Source organism: Spirillospora sp. CA-294931 (genome assembly GCF_050946795.1).
Lineage (GTDB): Bacteria > Actinomycetota > Actinomycetes > Streptosporangiales > Streptosporangiaceae > Spirillospora.
On record NZ_CP192006.1, the window covers coordinates 2,655,660 to 2,675,167 of the forward strand.

15 protein-coding genes are annotated in these 19,508 nt (G+C 71.4%); 14 read left to right on the forward strand and 1 reads right to left on the reverse strand.

The features are described from left to right. Window positions 1-62 precede the first annotated feature (62 nt). Both ACQPY4_RS11870 and ACQPY4_RS11875 read left to right on the forward strand, forming a co-directional pair. Window positions 63-2,729 (forward strand): valine--tRNA ligase, encoded by a 2,667-nt coding sequence (locus ACQPY4_RS11870; protein ID WP_433335453.1) that lies wholly within the window; start codon window positions 63-65, stop codon window positions 2,727-2,729. Between the two features lie 110 nt (window positions 2,730-2,839). Then, the gene (locus tag ACQPY4_RS11875; protein ID WP_433335455.1) at window positions 2,840-3,844 is read left to right on the forward strand and encodes a hypothetical protein; all 1,005 of its coding nucleotides are present in this window, start codon (window positions 2,840-2,842) and stop codon (window positions 3,842-3,844) included. On the opposite strand, the gene ACQPY4_RS11880 is transcribed toward ACQPY4_RS11875, so the two are convergent. Beyond that, complete coding sequence (locus ACQPY4_RS11880; RefSeq protein WP_433335457.1) at window positions 3,841-5,034, reverse strand: hypothetical protein; 1,194 nt, start codon at window positions 5,032-5,034, stop codon at window positions 3,841-3,843. The genes ACQPY4_RS11875 and ACQPY4_RS11880 overlap by 4 nt on opposite strands. Window positions 5,035-5,182: 148 nt before the next feature. Here ACQPY4_RS11880 and ACQPY4_RS11885 point away from each other — a divergent pair, with 148 nt between their 5' ends. From ACQPY4_RS11885 to ACQPY4_RS11940, 12 genes are all read left to right on the forward strand, one after another. Further along, window positions 5,183-6,556: a bifunctional folylpolyglutamate synthase/dihydrofolate synthase gene (locus ACQPY4_RS11885; protein WP_433338894.1), complete on the forward strand. Its 1,374-nt coding sequence runs from the start codon at window positions 5,183-5,185 to the stop codon at window positions 6,554-6,556. Between the two features lie 169 nt (window positions 6,557-6,725). Beyond that, window positions 6,726-7,052 (forward strand): DUF4233 domain-containing protein, encoded by a 327-nt coding sequence (locus ACQPY4_RS11890; protein WP_433335459.1) that lies wholly within the window; start codon window positions 6,726-6,728, stop codon window positions 7,050-7,052. Between the two features lie 100 nt (window positions 7,053-7,152). Next, window positions 7,153-8,529 (forward strand): hypothetical protein, encoded by a 1,377-nt coding sequence (locus ACQPY4_RS11895; RefSeq protein WP_433335461.1) that lies wholly within the window; start codon window positions 7,153-7,155, stop codon window positions 8,527-8,529. 110 nt (window positions 8,530-8,639) lie between these two features. Beyond that, entirely contained in the window at window positions 8,640-9,050 is a 411-nt protein-coding gene (gene ndk, locus ACQPY4_RS11900; protein ID WP_433335463.1) for a nucleoside-diphosphate kinase, read from the forward strand. Window positions 9,051-9,241: 191 nt separating this feature from the next. Next, complete coding sequence (locus tag ACQPY4_RS11905; protein WP_433335465.1) at window positions 9,242-10,279, forward strand: rod shape-determining protein; 1,038 nt, start codon at window positions 9,242-9,244, stop codon at window positions 10,277-10,279. A gap of 95 nt (window positions 10,280-10,374) precedes the next feature. Further along, window positions 10,375-11,352 carry a rod shape-determining protein MreC gene (mreC, locus tag ACQPY4_RS11910; RefSeq protein ID WP_433335467.1) on the forward strand — a complete coding sequence of 326 codons (978 nt, stop codon included), beginning with the start codon at window positions 10,375-10,377 and terminating at the stop codon, window positions 11,350-11,352. Window position 11,353: 1 nt separating this feature from the next. Then, window positions 11,354-11,956 carry a rod shape-determining protein MreD gene (mreD, locus tag ACQPY4_RS11915; RefSeq protein WP_433335469.1) on the forward strand — a complete coding sequence of 201 codons (603 nt, stop codon included), beginning with the start codon at window positions 11,354-11,356 and terminating at the stop codon, window positions 11,954-11,956. Further along, window positions 11,953-14,028 (forward strand): penicillin-binding protein 2, encoded by a 2,076-nt coding sequence (gene mrdA, locus ACQPY4_RS11920; protein WP_433335471.1) that lies wholly within the window; start codon window positions 11,953-11,955, stop codon window positions 14,026-14,028. Before mreD ends, mrdA begins: the two co-directional genes overlap by 4 nt. After that, complete coding sequence (gene rodA, locus ACQPY4_RS11925; RefSeq protein ID WP_433335473.1) at window positions 14,025-15,206, forward strand: rod shape-determining protein RodA; 1,182 nt, start codon at window positions 14,025-14,027, stop codon at window positions 15,204-15,206. Before mrdA ends, rodA begins: the two co-directional genes overlap by 4 nt. Before the next feature lie 54 nt (window positions 15,207-15,260). Further along, window positions 15,261-17,183 carry a TIGR03960 family B12-binding radical SAM protein gene (locus ACQPY4_RS11930; RefSeq protein WP_433335475.1) on the forward strand — a complete coding sequence of 641 codons (1,923 nt, stop codon included), beginning with the start codon at window positions 15,261-15,263 and terminating at the stop codon, window positions 17,181-17,183. Window positions 17,184-17,399: 216 nt separating this feature from the next. Continuing rightward, window positions 17,400-18,161 carry a hypothetical protein gene (locus ACQPY4_RS11935; RefSeq protein ID WP_433335477.1) on the forward strand — a complete coding sequence of 254 codons (762 nt, stop codon included), beginning with the start codon at window positions 17,400-17,402 and terminating at the stop codon, window positions 18,159-18,161. A gap of 407 nt (window positions 18,162-18,568) precedes the next feature. Next, the gene (locus ACQPY4_RS11940; protein WP_433335480.1) at window positions 18,569-19,408 is read left to right on the forward strand and encodes a TIGR03936 family radical SAM-associated protein; all 840 of its coding nucleotides are present in this window, start codon (window positions 18,569-18,571) and stop codon (window positions 19,406-19,408) included. Window positions 19,409-19,508 lie beyond the last annotated feature (100 nt).

The following is a 19,508-nucleotide window of genomic DNA, read 5'->3' on the forward strand; positions in this document are numbered from 1 at the left end:
ACTCCGGACGAAAAAATGGATCATGGGCTGCCGGGGACGGGCCCGGACCCGGCTCACTGGTTATGACGCATGCGGGACGCCGCGCGTTCTACCGTTCCCGGCCCGTAGAATCCGGTCCCGTGACAAAGCCCAGCGAAGAGCGCGGCCAGGGCGCCGCCGACGTTGACCTGCCCACCCAGTACCAGCCGGCGGACGTCGAGGGCAGGCTCTACGAACGCTGGGTAGCCTCGGGCCTTTTCACGGCCGATCCGGCGCGTGACCCGGGACGTCCGGCCTATTCGATCGTGATCCCGCCCCCGAATGTGACCGGTTCGTTGCACATGGGGCACGCTCTCGACCACTCCATTCAAGACACCCTGATCCGCCGCCGCCGGATGCAGGGCTACGAGACGCTCTGGGTCCCCGGCATGGACCACGCGGGCATCGCCACCCAGAACGTCGTCGAGCGCGAGCTGGCCAAGGAGGGCAAGTCCCGGCACGACCTGGGCCGCGAGGCGTTCGTCGAGCGGGTCTGGAAGTGGAAGGGCGAGTCCGGCGGCCGGATCCTGGGCCAGATGCGCCGCCTGGGCGACAGCGTCGACTGGACGCGCGAGGCGTTCACCATGGACGACGACCGCGCCCGCGCCGTCCGGACGATCTTCAAGCGGCTGTTCGACGACGGGCTGATCCACCGCGCCGAGCGCATCATCAACTGGTGCCCGCGCTGCCTGACCGCGCTGTCGGACATCGAGGTCGAGCACGACGACCGCGAGGGCGAGCTGGTCTCGATCCGCTACTCCGACGAGGTCGTGGTGGCCACGACGCGGGCCGAGACGATGCTCGGCGACACCGCCGTGGCCGTCCACCCCTCCGACGAGCGGTACCGGCACCTGATCGGCACCGACATCGAGCTGCCGCTGACCGGCCGCCGCATCCCCGTCGTGGCCGACGAGCACGTCGACCCCGAGTTCGGCACCGGCGCGGTCAAGGTCACCCCGGCGCACGACCCCAACGACTTCGAGATCGGGCGCCGCCACTCGCTGCCGTCCCTGACGGTCATGGACGAGCGCGGCGTGATCACCGCGCACGGCCCGTTCGAGGGCCTGGACCGCTTCGAGGCCCGTCCGGCCGTCGTCGCGGCGCTGCGCGAGCAGGGCCTGATCGTCAAGGAGATCCGCCCCTACGAGCACTCGGTCGGCCACTGCCAGCGCTGCTCGACCGTGGTCGAGCCCCGCGTCTCGCTCCAGTGGTTCGTCAAGACCGGGCCGCTGGCCAAGGCGGCGGGCGACGCCGTCCGCGACGGCCGGGTGAAGATCCACCCGCCCGAGATGGCCGCGCGCTACTTCGAGTGGGTCGACAACATGCACGACTGGTGCATCAGCCGCCAGCTGTGGTGGGGCCACCGCATCCCGGTCTGGTACGGGCCCGAGGGCCAGACCGTCTGCCCCGGCCCGGACGAGGAGCCGCCCACCGGCTGGACGCAGGACACCGACGTCCTCGACACCTGGTTCTCCAGCGCGCTGTGGCCGTTCTCCACGCTCGGCTGGCCGGACGCCACCCCCGAACTCAAGCGGTTCTACCCGACGTCCGTCCTGGTCACCGGGTACGACATCCTGTTCTTCTGGGTCGCCCGGATGATGATGTTCGGCCTGTACGCCATGGACGACGCCGTCCCGTTCGAGACGATCGCGCTGCACGGCATGGTCCGCGACCAGCACGGCAAGAAGATGTCCAAGTCGTTCGGCAACGTCATCGACCCGCTGGACTGGATCGACCGCTACGGCGCCGACGCGACCCGCTTCACGCTGCTGCGCGGCGCCAACCCCGGCGGCGACGTCCCGGTGGCCGAAGACTGGGCGCAGGGCTCGCGCAACTTCTGCAACAAGCTCTGGAACGCCACCCGGTTCGCGATGATGAACGGCGCCCACACCCGCGGCGACCTGCCGACCGAGCTCAGCGAGGTCGACGCCTGGATCCTGTCGCGCCTGCAACGGGTCACCGCCGAGGTCGACGCCCACCTGGAGTCGTTCGACTTCGCCAAGGCGTGCGAGACGCTCTACCACTTCGCGTGGGACGAGGTCTGCGACTGGTACGTCGAGCTGTCCAAGGTCCAGTTCAACGACGGCCGCGCCGAGGCCACCCGCCGCGTCCTCGGCGAGGTCCTCGACAAGCTCCTGCGGCTGCTGCACCCGGTGATCCCGTTCGTCACCGAGGAGCTGTGGACGGCCCTGACCGGCGCCGAGACCCTGGTCACCGCCGCCTGGCCCGAAACCGACGACGCGCTGCGCGACCCCGGGGCCGAGGCCACCATCGCCTCGCTCCAGCGCATGGTCACCGAGGTCCGCCGGTTCCGCGCCGACCAGGGCCTCAAGCCGGGCCAGCGGGTCGCGGCCCGCCTCGACCTGGCGGGCTCGCCCCTCGCGCCGCACGAGGAGGGCGTGCGCACCCTGCTCCGGCTGACCGAGCCGGACGAGGGCTTCGCGGCCACCGCCTCGCTCCCGGTCGAGGGCGTCACCGTCCACCTCGACACCGCGGGCGCGATCGACGTCCTGGCCGAGCGCAAGCGCCTGGACAAGGACCTGGCCGCCGCCCGCAAGGAGGCCGACCAGGCCCGCCGCAAGCTGTCCAACGAGGCGTTCATGGCCAAGGCGCCCGAGGCCGTCGTCGCCAAGAACCGCGACCGGCTCGCCCAGTCCGAGGCCGACATCGAGCGGCTCCAGAACCAGTTGGCGGCCCTCCCGAGCGCGTGACCTGAGGCGGCGGCCGGGCGAGGCCCGGCCGCCGCCGCACGACGGCCCGTCCATGTCCGTATTAGCGCTACGATCCGTCTCAATCGTGGGCATACCGACGCTGGAGCGCAATGGCCGACTCGCCCTCTCACCCGGACGCGCCGCGGGCCGCGCCGGACGACGAGCTTGACCCTCCCCGGACCGAGGGAATCCCCTGGTGGGCCGCCGACCTGGAGGGCGAGCCCGACGCCGCGCCCGCCCGCTCGAACATCGCCGCCGCCCTGGCCGACGACGCCGACATCAAGGTCGCCCCGGCCGAGGACATCAAGGTCGCCCCGGCCCCCGAGGCCGAGCCTCCCACCACGACCCACGACTTCATGCCGCACGACACCACACCGGGCGGCGGCACCGTCCTTCCCCCGCCACCGACCGTGGTGGACCAGGTGATCAGCACAGGCCCGCTGCCCGCCGTCCCCGCCGCCCCGCCTTCCGGGGGCTGGCAGCCCGCCGTGCGCCCGCCCTCGGCCGTAGTGCGCCCCACCACCCCCAAGCTGCGCAGGCCGGTGGCCGGGCTCGTCGCGGGCCTGTCGGTCGGCATGGTCCTGCTGCTCGCGCTGGTCCTCGCCGTCGTCCTCGGCAAGCCCGACGGCCGCGCCGAGGAGGGCGGCAAGGCCACCCGCCGTGTCGTCGCCGCCCCCGTAGCCGCCGGGCTGTCCCGCGACCCGGCCGCCGCCCCCGCCGCCAGCGCCGCCTACCCGTTCATCGCCTCCGCCGTCCGCACCGGGGGCGTCGAGAAGTCCGTCACCGCCATCGCCCTCTACACCGACGGCCCCGCGCAGACCCAGAACTTCCTGTTCATGGGCGGCTCCGGCAAGCTCGGCGACCCCGCCGACCTCCTCCAGAGAACCCGCCCCAACACCCTCCTCACCGCCGCGAAGGCCAACCCCGGCCCCGGCGGCGGCCAGGCCGTCTGCGGCACCTTCGCCGTCCTGGCCGACATCCACCAGTACTGCGCCTGGGCCACCCGGTCGTCCTTCGGGCTGATCGCCTCCAACACCCCCGCCCTGACCTCGGACACCGGCGTCCTGGCCGCCCTCCTGCCCCGAATGCGCACCGACCTGGAGAAGAAGACCTAGCCGTCCGGCCGGAAGGTGCGGGTGGTGTCGGCCTTGACCAGGTCGAGGACGTGGCCGATGAAGTAGACCGTGCCCAGGGCCAGGAGGCGCCGGCCCAGGGTCGGGAGGGCTTCGGGGGTGAGGGCGGCGCTGTCGATGACCTTCCACGCGCGTGGCAGGGGGTGGTCGAAGCTGAGGCGCGCATACGGGAGGCGGACGAAGGTGGCCGGGAGGTCGCCCAGGGCGGAGATCGCGCCGTCCAGGTCCTTGTGGTCGGGGAGGCAGACCAGGACGTGGTCGATCTCGTCCCAGCGGGTCTTCGCGGTGGCCAGGGCGGCGGTGACTCCGGCGCCGTTGATGGCGGCGTCCGCGAGGAGCTCGACGTCGGTGCCGGGAAGGGTGTGCCAGGAGAGCCTTCCCGGGAGCGTGATCGATCCCATGACCTCGCGTGAGCGTCGCCCGGACGGGCGGGGGAGGCCCTCGGCGTCCAGGAGGCGGAGGGCGGCCGTCCAGCCGGTGGCGGCCGCGGCGCTGGCCAGGCCGTGGGGGAGGAGATCGGGTGGAAGGTCTTCGGGGCGGGTGTGCCCCGGGGGCAGGACGTTCAGGACGTCCGGGGTCTGCGGCGCCGACACCACGACGCGGGTCTCGCGGACGATCACGCCCGCCTTCTCGGCGGCGATCTCGGCGACGGTGCCGCCCAGCTTGCCCAGGTGCTCACCGAAGATCGGGGTGAGCGCGACGGCGTCGGCGGGGAAGAGCGAGATCTCGTCCGAGCGGCCGCCCATGCCCGCCTCCAGGACGAGGACGTCCGCGTCCACGTCCCGTGCGTGCAGGACGCCCGCGAGGGTGAACAGGCCGGTGGGCGCCAGGTAGCCGTGCTCGGGCGGCGGCAGGGTGTCCCTCTCCGCGCGCAACCGGGACGCCAGCGCGGCGAACCCGGCCTTGGTGAGGGACCGGCCATCGACGCGGACGCGCTCGCGGTCGCTGCGGTAGCCGGGGCTCGTGACCGCGCAGACGCGGAGGCCGGCGGCGGCGAGACAGGCCGAGGCGTACGTCGCGGCCGTCCCCTTGCCCTTGGAGCCGACGACCGCCAGGACGGGACGTCCCGCGCGCGCGATCCCCAGCGCCTCGGCCAGCAGCGCCGCCCGCCCGATGTCGCGCGTCTGGCCCGGACGGCGGGCGAGCCATTCCCCGTAGAAGACCTCGTCCACCGCCCCGAGGGTAGTCGGCGGCCCCGGCACCGATGCCGGGGGCCCGGGCCTCCACCAGTAGGCTGCGAAGCAGGAATTCCCCAGGCAATGGAGATTGGTGAATCGGGTGGCCGAGCCTCTGGACTACCGGGGCGCTGTAAGCGCGATCATGGGTCGCGGCGTCGAATGGGAGATCGACCCGACCCTCGATCGGGTGCGCGACGTCATGGACATCCTGGGGGAGCCGCAGCGCTCCTACCCCGTGATCCATGTCTCCGGGACCAACGGCAAGTCGAGCACCGCCCGGCTGATCGAGGCGCTGCTGCGCGAGCGCGGCCTGCGGACCGGCCTCTACACCAGCCCGGAGATGACCACGCTGCGCGAGCGCATCGCCGTGGACGGCGAGCCGATCACCGCGGAGCGCTTCACCGAGGCCTACGCCGACGTCCTGCCCTACGTGCGGATGATCGACGAGAAGCACGGCGTCCGGCTCTCGTTCTTCGAGATCCTCACCGCGATGGCGTTCGCGACCTTCGCCGACGCGCCCGTCGACGTGGCCGTGGTCGAGGTCGGGATGGGCGGGACGTGGGACGCCACGAACGTGGCCGACGGCGCCGTGGCCGTCGTGACCCCGATCGGGCTCGACCACACCGAGTACCTCGGCGACACCGTCGAGGACATCGCCGGTGAGAAGGCCGGGATCATCAAGCCGGGCGCGATCGCGGTACTGGCGCAGCAGCCGGTCGCGGCGGCCGAGGTGCTGCTGCGCCGGGTCGCCGAGACCGGGGCGGCCGCGGCGCGCGAGGGCATCGAGTTCGGCGTCCTGCACCGCGACGTGGCCTTCGGCGGCCAGCAGGTCGACATCCGGGGCCTGCACGGCACCTACGACGAGATCTTCCTGCCGCTGTTCGGCGAGCACCAGGCGAGCAACGCCGCGTGCGCGCTGGTGGCGGTCGAGGCGTTCGCCAGCGGCGCACCCACCCAGGGGACGCCCAACCTGGAGGCCGCGACGCGCGTCGCGGCGGGGGAGACCTACACCGGCGGCGACGAGGGCCAGCTCGACCCGGCGCTGGTGCGCAGCGGGTTCGCCAAGTCGGCCTCGCCCGGACGCCTGGAGGTCGTCAGGACGGGCCCGACCGTCCTGCTGGACGCCGCCCACAACCCGGCGGGCATGGCGGCCAGCGTCGCGACCATCACCGAGTCGTTCGGCTTCACCCGCCTGGTCGCGGTCTTCGCCTCGGCCGCCGACAAGGACATCGCGGGCGTCCTCGACCAGCTCGAACCGGTGGTCGAGGAGCTGGTGGTCTCGCGCAACTCCTCGCCGCGCTCGATGCCGCCCGACGAGCTCGCCGAGCTGGCCGGGGGCATCTTCGGCCCCGACCGCGTCCACGAGGTGGCCCGGCTCGACGACGCGATCGACCGCGCGATCGGCCTCGCCGAGGAAACCGGCGAGTACCGGGGCGCGGGCGTCCTGATCACCGGTTCGGTCGTCACCGTCGGCGACGCCCGCACCCTGCTGCGCGTCGACGAGTCCCGACGATGAACGCCACCAGCCGATCGAACGGCGCGTGCGGTGGCGCGGGGCGGGATGGCGCGGTGGTGAGGTCGCGTGGCGTGTGCGCCGGTGCTGAGGGGCGGGCGGGGGACGTCGTGGCGTGGCTGTGGGGCGCGAGTGTGGTGGACGTGGTGCGTTTGGGTGGGGAGGGACGGGCGTGAGTGCGGCGAGGCGGTTGCTGGCCACGGTGCTGGCGTGTGAGGCGATCGTGATCGCGTTGGCGATTCCGGTCGCGGTGACCGTGCTGGACGTCGACGGCGCGCTGGCGGGGGGCGTGTGCGGCGGGCTGGCGGTGGTCTGCCTGATCATGGCGGGGCTGCTGCGGTTCCCGTGGGGGATTCCCGTGGGCACCGGGCTTCAGGTGCTGGTGATCGCGACAGGGTTCATGGTTCCCACGATGTTCTTCCTCGGGCTGCTATTCGGGGCGCTTTGGGGAACGAGCATTTGGCTCGGTCGTAAGGTGGAGAAGGCGGAAGCGCGCTAAATTCGCGGGGACGGCCTCGTCAATTCATCCGCCAATTCGTGCCTTTGTTTCATTTCGGGCATTTCCCCTCGGTGGATGGCCGGCTCCGAAGGAGAAAGCCGTGTCCCCCGATCGTGCGGCGCATGCGGGAGCGCTCCTGCTCGCCCTGACCGCGATTCCCGCGGTCGCGCTGGTCCTCCCCGACACCAGCCTCAACGTCATGGAACCCGCCCGTGCGTCGCTCGGCCTCCAGGACGAGCAGATCCCCGGGCTGCTGCGGGCCGCCGGGCTGACCCTGCCCGCCCTGCTGCTCACCGTCCCGCTGGCGGCGGTGACGGCCCGGCGGTTCTCGCCCCGGCTGGTGCTGCTGGCGGGCCTGCTCTTCCTGGTCGCGGGCATCGGCGCCGCGCGCTACGCGGGCACCGTGCCCCTGGTGGCCGCCGCCCGCGTCGCGCAGGGCGTCGGAGCGGGCGTCGTCCTGCCCGCCACCCTGGTGCTGGTGTGGGAGCGGGGCAGCCGCGTGCTCACCGCCGTGTGGGCGGGCGCCCTGGTCGCGGCCCTGATGTTCGCGATGCCCCTCGCGCTGCACGAGGTGCCGCTGGGAGGTTCCGACTGGCACGCGGCCCTGGCGCCGTTCCCCTGGCCCGCGCTGGCCGCGGTCGGCGCCGCCCTGCTGTGCGCGGCCGTCCGGACGCGCGACTCGCTTCCCTCCCTGCGGGCCAACGAGCGCGGGCAGCTGGTGCTGCCCGCCGTCCCCGCCGCCGGGTTCGCCTTCCTGGCCGTGGTGACCACGTTCGAGTGGTCGCCGGGCGCGCAGCTCGTCGTGGCCGCCAGCGCGCTGCTCGCCCTGATCGGGCTGGCGCTGGTGGGCAGCCGGGACGCCGCCGCCGGCAGCCCGCTCGGCTGCGCGATGGTCATGATCACCGCCGGTCTGCTCACCTACCCGATGACCGGCCCGCTGGCGGGCCTCGCCTCGGCCGGAGACCGGCTGGACGGCGGCGCGGCCACGCTCTCCCTGCTGCTGCCGTTCGGCGCCGGGGCCGCCGCCGCGATGGCCGGGGCGCTGGTCACCGCGCGGATGTCGCTCCGGGCCGCGCGCGGCACCGTCCTGGCCGGGCACGGGCTGGTGATCGTCGCGGTCCTGCTGGCGCTGGCCGTCGGCGCCTCGTCCGGCCCCTGGCTGCTGATGGCGCCGCTGATCCCGCTCGGCGCCGGAGTCGGGACGGCCCTGGCCGCGTCCCTGCGCGACGCCGGAGCGGCCGCCGCCCTGTTCGGGCTGAGCCTGTGCTTCCCCGCCGTCCTGACCGGGCAGCTCCTGGTGCTCTCCCTCCAGGCGGGCCAGTGGCACCGGACGCGTCCCGACACCGCGTCCCAGCAGCTCTACGCGCTGACCGCCGGGTACCGGGTCTGGCTGGTCGCGGCGGGGGTCGTGGTCGTCCTGCTGGCGGCCGCCTGCCGCCGGATCGGCGCCGTGGTGGCGCGCGAAGCGGCCGCGTGAAAGGTGCGGGTAGGATTCGCGCGCAGTGGTGTGCGGGCCGGTCCGGGCCCGGGGCCCCGGTCTGACGCGGGGCGCGCCACCCCAATCACTTCCTGAGGAGAGAACTACTCGTGTCCGAGCGCACTCTTATCCTGGTCAAGCCCGACGGTGTCCGCCGCGGTGTCGTCGGTGAGGTCGTCTCCCGGATCGAGCGCAAGGGCCTGAAGCTCGTCGCGCTGGAACTGCGCACCCTGTCGCGCGAGACCGCCGAGTCCCACTACGCCGAGCACTCCGAGCGCCCCTTCTTCGGCGAGCTGGTCGAGTTCATCACCGGCGGCCCGCTGGTGGCGCTGGTGGCCGAGGGCCCCCGCGCGATCGAGGCGTTCCGGTCCCTGGCCGGCGCGACCGACCCGGTCGGCGCCACCCCCGGCACCATCCGCGGCGACTTCGCGCTGGAGATCGGCGAGAACATCGTGCACGGCTCCGACTCCACCGACTCGGCCGAGCGCGAGATCAAGCTCTTCTTCCCCGAGCTCGCCTGAGAAACGCCGACTCCGGCCGACACACGCGGGCCGACACACGTCGGCCCGCGTGTTTTTGCGCTAAACCGCCTTGCTTCCGGCCTGTTTCAACGCAACGCGCGCCGTTGGGGTGACTGACCCATGGCCCTCCGGCGCGTTACGATGGGCGAGCCGCTCTGCACGCCCGACAACATGAAGGGCACCCTTTCTTCATGGGTAACAAGCTGTCGTTTCTTGGCCGTGACATGGCGGTCGACCTCGGCACCGCCAACACGCTGGTGTACGTGCGAGGGCGCGGGATCGTCCTGAACGAACCCTCCGTCGTGGCGATCAACACCAACACGGGCAAGATCGTCGCGGTCGGCATCGAGGCCAAGCGGATGATCGGCCGCACGCCGGGCAACATCGTGGCGGTACGTCCGCTCAAGGACGGCGTCATCGCCGACTTCGACGTCACCGAACGGATGCTGCGCTACTTCATCCAGAAGGTCCACAAGCGCCGGCACTTCGCCAAGCCGCGCATCGTGGTCGCCGTTCCCAGCGGCATCACCGGCGTCGAGCAGCGCGCGGTGAAGGAGGCCGGCTACCAGGCCGGCGCCCGCCGCGTGTACATCATCGAGGAGCCCATGGCCGCCGCGATCGGCGCCGGGCTGCCCGTCTACGAACCCACCGGCAACATGGTCGTCGACATCGGCGGCGGCACCACCGAGGTCGCCATCATCTCCCTCGGCGGCATCGTGACCAGCCAGTCGGTCCGCGTCGGCGGCGACGAGCTCGACCAGGCCGTCATCTCCTTCTCCAAGAAGGAGTACTCGCTGATGCTCGGCGAGCGCACCGCCGAAGAGATCAAGATGGCGATCGGGTCGGCCTACCCCAACGGCAAGGACGAGGAGCCGCACGCCGAGATCCGCGGCCGCGACCTGGTCAGCGGGCTGCCCAAGACCGTGGTGATCTCCTCGGAGGAGGTCCGCCGCGCGATCGAGGAACCGGTCAACGCCATCGTCGACGCCGTCAAGACCACCCTCGACAAGTGCCCGCCCGAGCTGTCGGGCGACATCATGGACCGCGGTATCGCCCTGACCGGCGGCGGGGCGCTGCTGAAGAACCTCGACGAGCGGCTGCGGGAGGAGACCGGGATGCCGATCCACCTGGTCGACAACCCGCTCGACTCGGTCGTGCTCGGCACCGGCAAGTGCGTGGAGGACTTCGAGTCCCTCCGCCAGGTCCTGGTGCCCGAACCCCGGCACTGACCGGCGCGCCCGCACAGGACACGCAGGAAACGCAGGACACGCGATGAGCATGGAGCACAGGGGCCGGGCCCCTGAATGATTCGGGAGGTCACCGGGTGAAGGACACCCGACGTACCCGCGTGGTCCTCGGCACGCTCATCGTCGTGGCGCTCGCGCTCATCACCATCGACTACCGGGGCGGCGACAACTCGCCGCTCAGCGGGCTGCGCGACGTCGGCGCCACCGTGTTCGGCCCCGTCGAGCGCGCCTCGGCGGCGGTGGTGCGGCCGATCGGCAACACCTTCGACGCGATCACCGACGCCCCCGGCGAGCGCCGCCGCGCCGACCGGCTCGAACGCGAGAACGCCAGGCTCCGCGAGCAGGTGCGCTCCGGCCGTCTCGACCGCGACAGCGCCGCCCAGCTCGACCGGCTGCTGGGCTCGGCCGGAATGGGCGGCTACAAGATCGCGGCCGCGCATGTCATCTCGGCGGGCCAGGGCTTCGAGGACACCGTCACGATCAGCGTCGGCAGCCGCAGCGGCGTCCGTCCCGACATGACCGTGATGAGCGCCGACGGCCTGGTCGGACGCGTGACGCGGGTCGGCCCCGCCACCGCGACCGTCCTGCTGGCCACCGACGTCACCTCCTCGGTCGGGGCGCGGCTGGAGGAGACACGCGAGATCGGCATCGTCCAGGGACGCGGACGCCGCGGTCTCGGCGACGGCGGCGCGACGCCGATGCGCCTGCAACTGCTGAACGCCAGCGCCCCGATGCGTCCCGGGCAGCGCCTGGTCACGCTCGGCTCGCAGGGGGAGCGGCCGTACGTCCCCGGGGTGCCGATCGGTGTCGTCGAACGCATCGACAAGCCCGCCGGGGGCCTGACCCGCACCGCCTACATCCGGCCCTTCACCCGGTTCACCAGCCTCGACATCGTCGCGGTCGTGGTGGCGCCGCCCAAGACCGACCCCCGCGACTCCGTGCTGCCCCCGAAGCCGACCCCGACCACGACGCCCACCCCGTCCCCGTCCGCGTCCCCCACGGGGAGCGGACGGCCGAGCGGGCGCCCGTCGACCACGCCGAGCTCGGAGGACTGACGTGCTGAACGTCTCGGATTCGCCGTCGCCCGCGGGCCGCAACTTCCTGGCCCTCGTGGTGATCGTCGCCGCGCTGATCCTCCAGGTCTCGGTGGCCAACCGGCTGCCGCTGCCCGGCGCGGTCACCCCCGACCTGGTGCTGCTGGCGGTCGTGGCGCTGGCCCTGGTCAGCGGCTCGCTCACCGGTCTGGTCACCGGGTTCTGCGCCGGGCTGGCCGCCGACATCATCCCGCCCGCCGACCACACCATCGGCCGGTACGCGCTGGTCTACTGCCTGATCGGCTACGTCTGCGGCATCGCCTCGGCCGAGATGGACCGGCAGACGGTAGTGCCGTTCGCGGCCGTGGCCGTCGGCGCCCTGGCCGGGACGATGCTGTACGCCGCCACCGGCATGATGCTCGGCGACCCGCGCGCCAACTGGACGGTCGTGTCCAGGATCGTCCCGCTCCAGGTCCTCTACGACGTGATCGCCAGCCCGTTCGTGGTGTGGGCGGTGCTGCGCGCCTCCCGCCGCTTCGAACGCGACGGACGGCCGTCCCGCGACCGCAACTCGGTGCCCACCGCCCGCTACCGCGCGATGTCGGGCCGGAGCGGAGGACTGTGAACTCCAGGACCCATTTCCGCCTCGTCGTGCTGTACGTGCTCGTCGCGGCGCTGCTGCTGGTCCTGATGGGGCGGTTGTGGTCGATGCAGGTCCTCGACGGCGAGCACTACCGCGAGGTCGCGGCCAACAACCGCATCCGCGACATCGTCGTCCCGGCCGTCCGGGGGACGATCCTCGACGCCAACGGCCGCCCGCTGGTGCGCAACCGCTCCGCGCTGGTGGTGTCGGTCGACCGCACGTCGCTGTCCCGTCAGAAGGACAAGGGCAAGGGCGTCCTGGAGGGGCTGGCCAAGGTCCTCGGCACCACCCGCGAGGAACTGGAGAAGAGGATCAGGCTGTGCGGGCCGAGCATCAAGCGTCCGTGCTGGCCCGGTTCCCCGTATCAGCCGATTCCCGTGGACGACCGGGTCGACCCCAAGCGCGCGCTCCAGATCATGGAGCGGCAGGAGGAGTTCCCCGGGGTCAACGCCCAGGTGCAGGCCGTGCGCGACTACCCCAGGCCGGACGGTGCCGGAGCCGTGCAGGCCCTGGGCTACCTCCAGCCGATCACGCAGGAGGAGCTCGACAAGCGCAAGGGCCTGAAGGTCACCGGCTACAGCGGCGTCGACCTGATCGGCCGCGACGGCCTGGAGGCGGTCTACGACACCTACCTGCGCGGCGAGCCCGGCTTCCGCAAGGTCCTGGTCGACAGCCAGGGACGCGTGACCGGGACGTCCAGCGAGAAGGCCCCCGTCCCGGGCGGGCTGCTGGTCACCAGCATCGACTCCAAGGTTCAGGGCGCGGCCGAGAAGGCCCTCGACAACGCCGTGAAGAACGCGCGCAAGCAGGGCCGCAAGGCCGACGCGGCCGCCGCGGTCGTCATGGACGTCACCAACGGACGGGTCGTGGCGCTGGCAAGCTCCCCGACCTACAACCCCGGCATCTGGACCGGCGGCATCTCCCAGGACGAGTACGACGGGCTCCTCGGCAAGAAGAAGGGCGAGCCGCTCATCTCCCGCGCGACCCAGGGCCAGTTCGCCCCCGCCTCGACGTTCAAGGTCGCCACGATGTCGGCCGCCGTCGCCGACGGGTACCCGTTGAACGGCACCTACAACTGCCCCGGCTCCTACAACGTCGGCAACCGGGCCTTCAAGAACTTCGAGGGCCAGGCCCACGGCTCCATGAACCTGCACCGCGCGCTCGTGGTGTCCTGCGACACGATCTTCTACAAGTTCGCCTACGAGCAGTGGCTGCGCGACGGGTCCACCAAACCCAAGAAGAACCCCAGCGACCCGATGGTCAAGATGGTGCGCAAGTGGGGGTTCGGCTCCCGCACCGGCATCGACCTTCCCAGCGAGAGCACCGGCCGCATCCCCGACCGGCAGTGGAAGCGCGACTACTGGAACACCACCAAGAAGGCCGACTGCAAGGGCGCCAAGGAGGGCTACCCCGAGGTGGCCCGCACCGACCCGACCCGCGCGGCCTACCTCAAGTCCATCGCCGCGGAGAACTGCACCGAGGGCTTCGTCTGGCGGGCCGGTGACGCCGCCAACTTGTCCATCGGCCAGGGCGACATGCTCGTCACGCCGCTCCAGCTCACCCGCGCCTACGCGGCCGTCGCCAACGGCGGCAGACTCGTCGTGCCGCGGCTCGCGCAGGCCGTCCTGAACCCGGACGGCAGCCTGGCCCGCCGCATCGAGCTGCCGCCGGCGGGCAAGCTTCCCGTCGACCCCAAGGTGCTGAAGTACATCCGGGGCGGCCTCGCCGAAGTGACCAAGAAGGGCACCGCCGCCGGGGCCTTCACCGGCTTCGACCTCAAGAAGGTCCACGTCGCCGGAAAGACCGGCACCGCCGAGGTCTACGGCAAGGACGACACGTCCTGGTTCGCCTCCTACGCCCCGGCCAAGAACCCCCGCTTCGCCGTCGTGGTCATGGTCTCCCAGGGCGGCACGGGCGCCTCGACCGCCGCGCCCGCCGTCCGCGAGATCTACGAGGCCATGTACGGGATGAAGAAGGGCCAGACACCCGCGCTCAAGGACGGCAAGCTGCCCGCCGCGCTGCCCAGGCCGCAGGAGGACGGGGCCAGCCCGTGAAGCTCGACGTGGGAACGCTCGGCGGATACCGCGAGCGCGGCACCGTCTGGACGCGCGGCGCGTCCGGGCTGCGCAGGCTCGACTGGACGCTGCTGCTGACCGTCCTGGTGCTGTCGATCATCGGTGCGCTGCTGGTGCGCTCGGCGACCTTCCAGATCCTCACCGAGCAGGGCAAGGACCCCGAGAGCTTCCTCAAGCGCCACATTCTCAACCTGGTGATCGGCGTCGCCCTCGGCGGCCTGGTCACGGTGCTCGACTACCGGCTGCTGCGCGCCTACGCGCCGATCCTGTACGGGCTGGCGTGCATCGGGCTGATGGCGGTGCTGAGCCCGCTGGGCAGCACGATCAACGGGTCGCACTCGTGGATCGTGATCGGCGGCGGCTTCCAGGTGCAGCCCTCGGAGTTCGCCAAGGTCGGCCTGGTCGTCCTGCTGGCCATGCTGCTGGGGGAGCCGCGCGACGGCGAGGTCGGGCCGGGACGCCGCGACATCCTGCTCGCGCTCGTCCTGGCCGGGGTGCCGGGCGTCCTGATCATGCTCCAGCCCGACCTCGGCACCACGCTGGTGTTCACGGCAGTGGTCCTCGGGATGCTGGCCCTGTCAGGCGCCCGCAAGCGCTGGCTGGTGGGCCTGGTCGGCGGCGGGCTGCTCACCGCGTTCGCGGTCTTCTTCTTCGGCCTTCTCAAGCCCTACCAGCTCGACCGGTTCACCGCCTTCCTCGACCCGTCCGCCGACCCCCGGGGAGCGGGCTACAACGCCCAGCAGGCCCGCATCGCGGTCGGCTCGGGCGGCTTCTCCGGCAAGGGCCTGTTCCAGGGCGAGCAGACCGGCGGGCATTTCGTCCCCGAGCAGCAGACCGACTTCATCTTCACCGTCGCGGGCGAGGAGCTCGGCTTCGTCGGCGGCGCCGTGATCGTGGTCCTGCTGGGCGTCGTCATGTGGCGCGGCCTGCGCATCGCCACCCAGGCGGCCGACCTGTTCGGCACCCTGATCGCCGCCGGGGTGGTGTGCTGGCTGGCCTTCCAGTCGTTCGAGAACATCGGCATGACCCTCGGGATCATGCCGATCACCGGCCTCCCGCTGCCCTTCGTCTCCTACGGAGGCTCGGCGACCTTCGCCAACTTCATCGCCCTCGGCCTGCTCCAGGCCGTCCATTTGCGACGGCGTCCCTTCGACTAGGGGACGGTAGGCTTGATGGTCGATCCCCATTCCACGCCATCGGAGGAATCCGCCATGCCAGTCGAATCGATCTTCCCGCGTCTGGAGCCGCTGCTCCCGCGCGTGCAGAAGCCGATTCAGTACGTCGGCGGCGAACTGAACTCCCAGATCAAGGAGTGGGACGACACCCAGGTGCGGTGGGCGCTGATGTACCCCGACGCCTACGAGGTCGGCCTGCCCAACCAGGGCGTCCAGATCCTGTACGAGATCCTCAACGAGCGCGACGGCGTCCTGGCCGAGCGCACCTACAGCGTGTGGCCCGACATGGAAGCGATCATGCGGGAGAACGGGATCCCCCAGTTCACCGTCGACGCGCACCGTCCGGTCGCCGCCTTCGACGTGTTCGGCGTGAGCTTCTCCACCGAGCTCGGCTACACCAACCTGCTGACGGCGCTCGACCTGGCCGGAATCCCCCTGGAGGCCGCCGACCGCACCGACGAGCACCCGATCGTCCTGGCGGGCGGGCACGCGGCGTTCAACCCCGAGCCCATCGCCGACTTCCTCGACGCGGCCGTGCTCGGCGACGGCGAGGAGATCGCGCTGGCGATCACCGAGGTCGTGCGCGAGTGGAAGGCCGAGGGACGTCCCGGCGGCCGCGACGAGCTGCTGATGCGCCTGGCCCGCTCCGGCGGCGTCTACGTCCCCAAGTTCTTCGACGTGACCTACCACCCCGACGGGCGCGTCCAGCGGGTCGCGCCCAACCGGCAGGGCGTCCCGTGGCGGGTCGACAAGCACACCGTCATGGACCTCGACAAGTGGCCGTACCCGAAGAAGCCGCTGGTCCCGCTGGCCGAGACCGTCCACGAGCGGTTCAGCGTCGAGATCTTCCGCGGCTGCACCCGCGGCTGCCGCTTCTGCCAGGCCGGGATGATCACCCGTCCGGTCCGGGAGCGCTCGATCACCACGATCGGCGACATGGTCGACCAGGGCCTGAAGGAGAGCGGCTTCACCGAGGTGGGCCTGCTCAGCCTGTCCAGCGCCGACCACAGCGAGATCGGCGAGGTGGCCAAGGGCCTGGCCGACCGCTACGAGGGCACCAACACCTCGCTGTCGCTGCCGTCCACCCGGGTGGACGCCTTCAACATCACCCTCGCCAACGAGTTCTCGCGCGGCGGCCGCCGCTCCGGCCTGACCTTCGCCCCCGAAGGCGGCTCCGAACGCATGCGCAAGGTGATCAACAAGATGGTCACCGAGGACGACCTCATCCGCACCGTCACCACCGCCTACGAGAACGGCTGGCGCCAGGTCAAGCTGTACTTCATGTGCGGCCTGCCGACCGAGCGCGACGAGGACGTCATGGCGATCGCCGACATGGCCAAGCGGGTCATCAAGGCGGGCCGCGAGGCGACCGGCCGCCGCGACATCCGCTGCACCGTCTCCATCGGCGGGTTCGTCCCCAAGCCGCACACCCCGTTCCAGTGGGCCGCCCAGTGCGACCACGAGACCGTCGACCGCCGCCTGCGCGCCCTCAAGGACGCGCTGCGCGGCGACAAGGAGTACGGCCGCGCCATCGGCCTGCGTTACCACGACGGCCAGCCCTCGATCGTCGAGGGCCTGCTCTCGCGCGGCGACCGCCGCGTCGGCAAGGTCATCCGCGCGGTCTGGGAGGACGGCGGCCGCTTCGACGGCTGGAGCGAGCACTTCTCCTACGAGCGCTGGACGGCCTGCGCCGACAAGGCCCTGGCCGACGAGCCGGTCGACCTCGACTGGTACACCGTCCGCGAGCGCGACGAGGTCGAGGTCCTGCCCTGGGACCACCTCGACGCGGGCCTCGACCGCGAGTGGCTCTGGCAGGACTGGCAGGACGCCGTCGACGGGACCGAGGTCGAGGACTGCCGCTGGACCCCTTGTTACGACTGCGGCGTCTGCCCCACCATGGGAACCGAGATCCAGATAGGCCCCACCGGCAAAAAGCTCCTCCCCCTCTCGGTCCTCTGAAAATCTCAAACCCTTTCCGCGCGACGCTCGAATGCCACTGCCGAACGCGTGCGGAGTTCATGACTGCGACGCCTGAATGTCGACAAAGGTTTACAGCAAAGGTCATGATAAAACGGCCGGATTAAGCCAGAAGTTGATCTGGTCGAACGCGTTGATGGCCTCTACCGTTGATCAACGGCCGCGAGGGGCGGTCGTCTTTTCATCGGGGAAGAGATCATGAGCTTTCATAGGCTAGACATTCGGCGTGGCACGACCCTGGCCGTTCTCCCGCTTGCCCTGGCGCTCGTCTCCGGATGCGGCGGTGAGTCCGACAAGAAAGACGCCAAGGGCTCCGCCGCCTCGTCGGCTCCCGCCGCGACCGTCTCGCCCGCAGCGGCCAAGAACGGCGTGGAGACGTTGCCGGCCGACCAGATCCTCGCCAAGGCGACAAAGGCGATGAAGGATTCTGGTTCCTTCCAGATCAAGGGCAAGGGGTCCGAGGGCGGCCAGGCCATGACGATGAACCTCCAGGTTCGAGGGTCGTCCGTCCTCGCCGATATCACCATGGGGAAGATGGCCCTGCGGATCATTCGCATTGGTGACGAGGTCTACATCAAGGGCGACCAGGCTTTCTACAGCAGCCTCGGCGGGGCGGAGGTGGCCAAGCTCCTCGGTGCCAAGTACATGAAGGGCTCGGTCAATGACAAGCAGTTGCGCGACATCGCCTCTCTCGCCGACCCTGACGAGTTGCTGAAGCCGGACGGGAAAGTCACCAAGGGCGAGCAGTCGCGGGTCAACGGGCGACCGGTGATCGCCCTCCTCGACGGCACGCAGGGCAAGCTCTACGTGGCCACCGAGGGAGAGCCCCACGTGCTGGCTATGGACGAGGGCGGAAACGCCGGGAACCGTATCGACGTCACCTACGACAAGACCGTGGAGATCAAGGCCCCGCCGGCCGACCAGACGATCGACGCGAGCAAGATCGGAAAGGGCGGCTGACGAGCGTCGGCGTCGTCCCGATGCGGCCCGTCGCCCTGGTCCCGGGGGTGACGGGCCGCCGCGTGTCCGGTTGGTCGCGGTCGTCGGCCGAGAGCCGCCACGAGTCTCGGGTGCGGCGATTCCGACGGAGGCGTCGAGTTTCGCCGTGGGTTCGGCTGTGTGGGGGTGTCGGGCGGACGATCGGTGTGAGTGGGGTTGGGGCGCGCGGGTGGCGGGGTCAGGTAAAGATTCGGCTGCATCTCGGTGGAGGCCGTCCGCCCTGATCCGTAGGGGCGGCGGGCGGGTCGGGGCGGGCCTGGGCGTCGCCGGGGGAGTGGCCGGGCGGACGCGGGCGGTCGCGGGGGCCGTACTCTATAGGGAGACGTTTCGACTCAGCTCGAGTAGGAAGGACGAAAGCCCTGGCTCCCATGCCGGATGGTCCAGCGCCGGCCCCCGTGGTCCAGCGCCTGCGCGTGCGCTATGCCAAGCGCGGCAGGCTGCGGTTCACGAGCCACCGCGACATTTCCCGGGCCGTGGAACGCGCCGTGCGGCGCGCCGGGATCCCTGTCGCGTTCAGCGCCGGATTCAGCCCGCACCCGAAGATCTCGTACGCGGGTGCGGCGGCGACAGGGGTGGCCAGTGAGGCCGAATACCTCGAGATCGGGCTCACCGAGCCCCGCGACCCTGCGCGGGTTCGGGCCGATCTTGACGCCGCTCTGCCGGACGGGCTCGACATCGTCGATGTCGTGACCACCGGCCAGCTCAAGACGAGCGCGCTGGCGGATCGGCTCCAGGCGTCACGGTGGCGGATACGGCTGGACGGCGTGGCGGAGAACGACGCCGCGGCGGCCGTGACCGCCTTCCTGGACGCCGACGTGATCGAGGTGGAACGCCTCACCAAGAAGGGACCGCGCCGTTTCGACGTGCGCGCCGCCGTGTCCGCCATGCGGCTGGACCGGCGCGCCGCGGAGTCGGCCGATGCCCCTTGTGCCATACTTCGAATGGTTGTTCGGCATACGACACCCGCCGTACGACCCGACGACATCCTCACCGGACTGCGACAGGTCGCCGACCTCGCGCCGCCGTCACCGCCATTGGTGACCAGGCTGGCGCAGGGGCCCCTTGACTCGGTCACCGGTGAGCTCGCGGATCCTCTGGACTCCGACCGGGAGACCGAACCGTCCGGCATCGACGCCGGGACGAGCGGTCCTGCGCGTCAGCAGACCGGAGAACCCGCGGGCGCGGATGCCGTCAGCGCTCACTCGTAGGACCGAAGCCGTGGTCGAAGCACGGAACCGGGCCGCAGGGAACGAGTAGGCGCACCCCCGACGACTTTGTCGTCGTGCCCGGGTGACCGCCCGGACGCGA

Excerpts from the sequence above, each read along its gene's own strand:
- ACQPY4_RS11930 (WP_433335475.1), top strand. The coding sequence starts at position 15,261 with ATGCCAGTCGAATCGATCTTCCCGCGTCTGGAGCCGCTGCTCCCGCGC.
- ACQPY4_RS11905 (WP_433335465.1), top strand. The coding sequence starts at position 9,242 with ATGGGTAACAAGCTGTCGTTTCTTGGCCGTGACATGGCGGTCGACCTC.
- ACQPY4_RS11940 (WP_433335480.1), top strand. The coding sequence starts at position 18,569 with ATGCCGGATGGTCCAGCGCCGGCCCCCGTGGTCCAGCGCCTGCGCGTG.
- ACQPY4_RS11870 (WP_433335453.1), top strand. The coding sequence starts at position 63 with ATGACGCATGCGGGACGCCGCGCGTTCTACCGTTCCCGGCCCGTAGAA.
- ACQPY4_RS11935 (WP_433335477.1), top strand. The coding sequence starts at position 17,400 with ATGAGCTTTCATAGGCTAGACATTCGGCGTGGCACGACCCTGGCCGTT.
- ACQPY4_RS11875 (WP_433335455.1), top strand. The coding sequence starts at position 2,840 with ATGGCCGACTCGCCCTCTCACCCGGACGCGCCGCGGGCCGCGCCGGAC.
- ACQPY4_RS11885 (WP_433338894.1), top strand. The coding sequence starts at position 5,183 with ATGGGTCGCGGCGTCGAATGGGAGATCGACCCGACCCTCGATCGGGTG.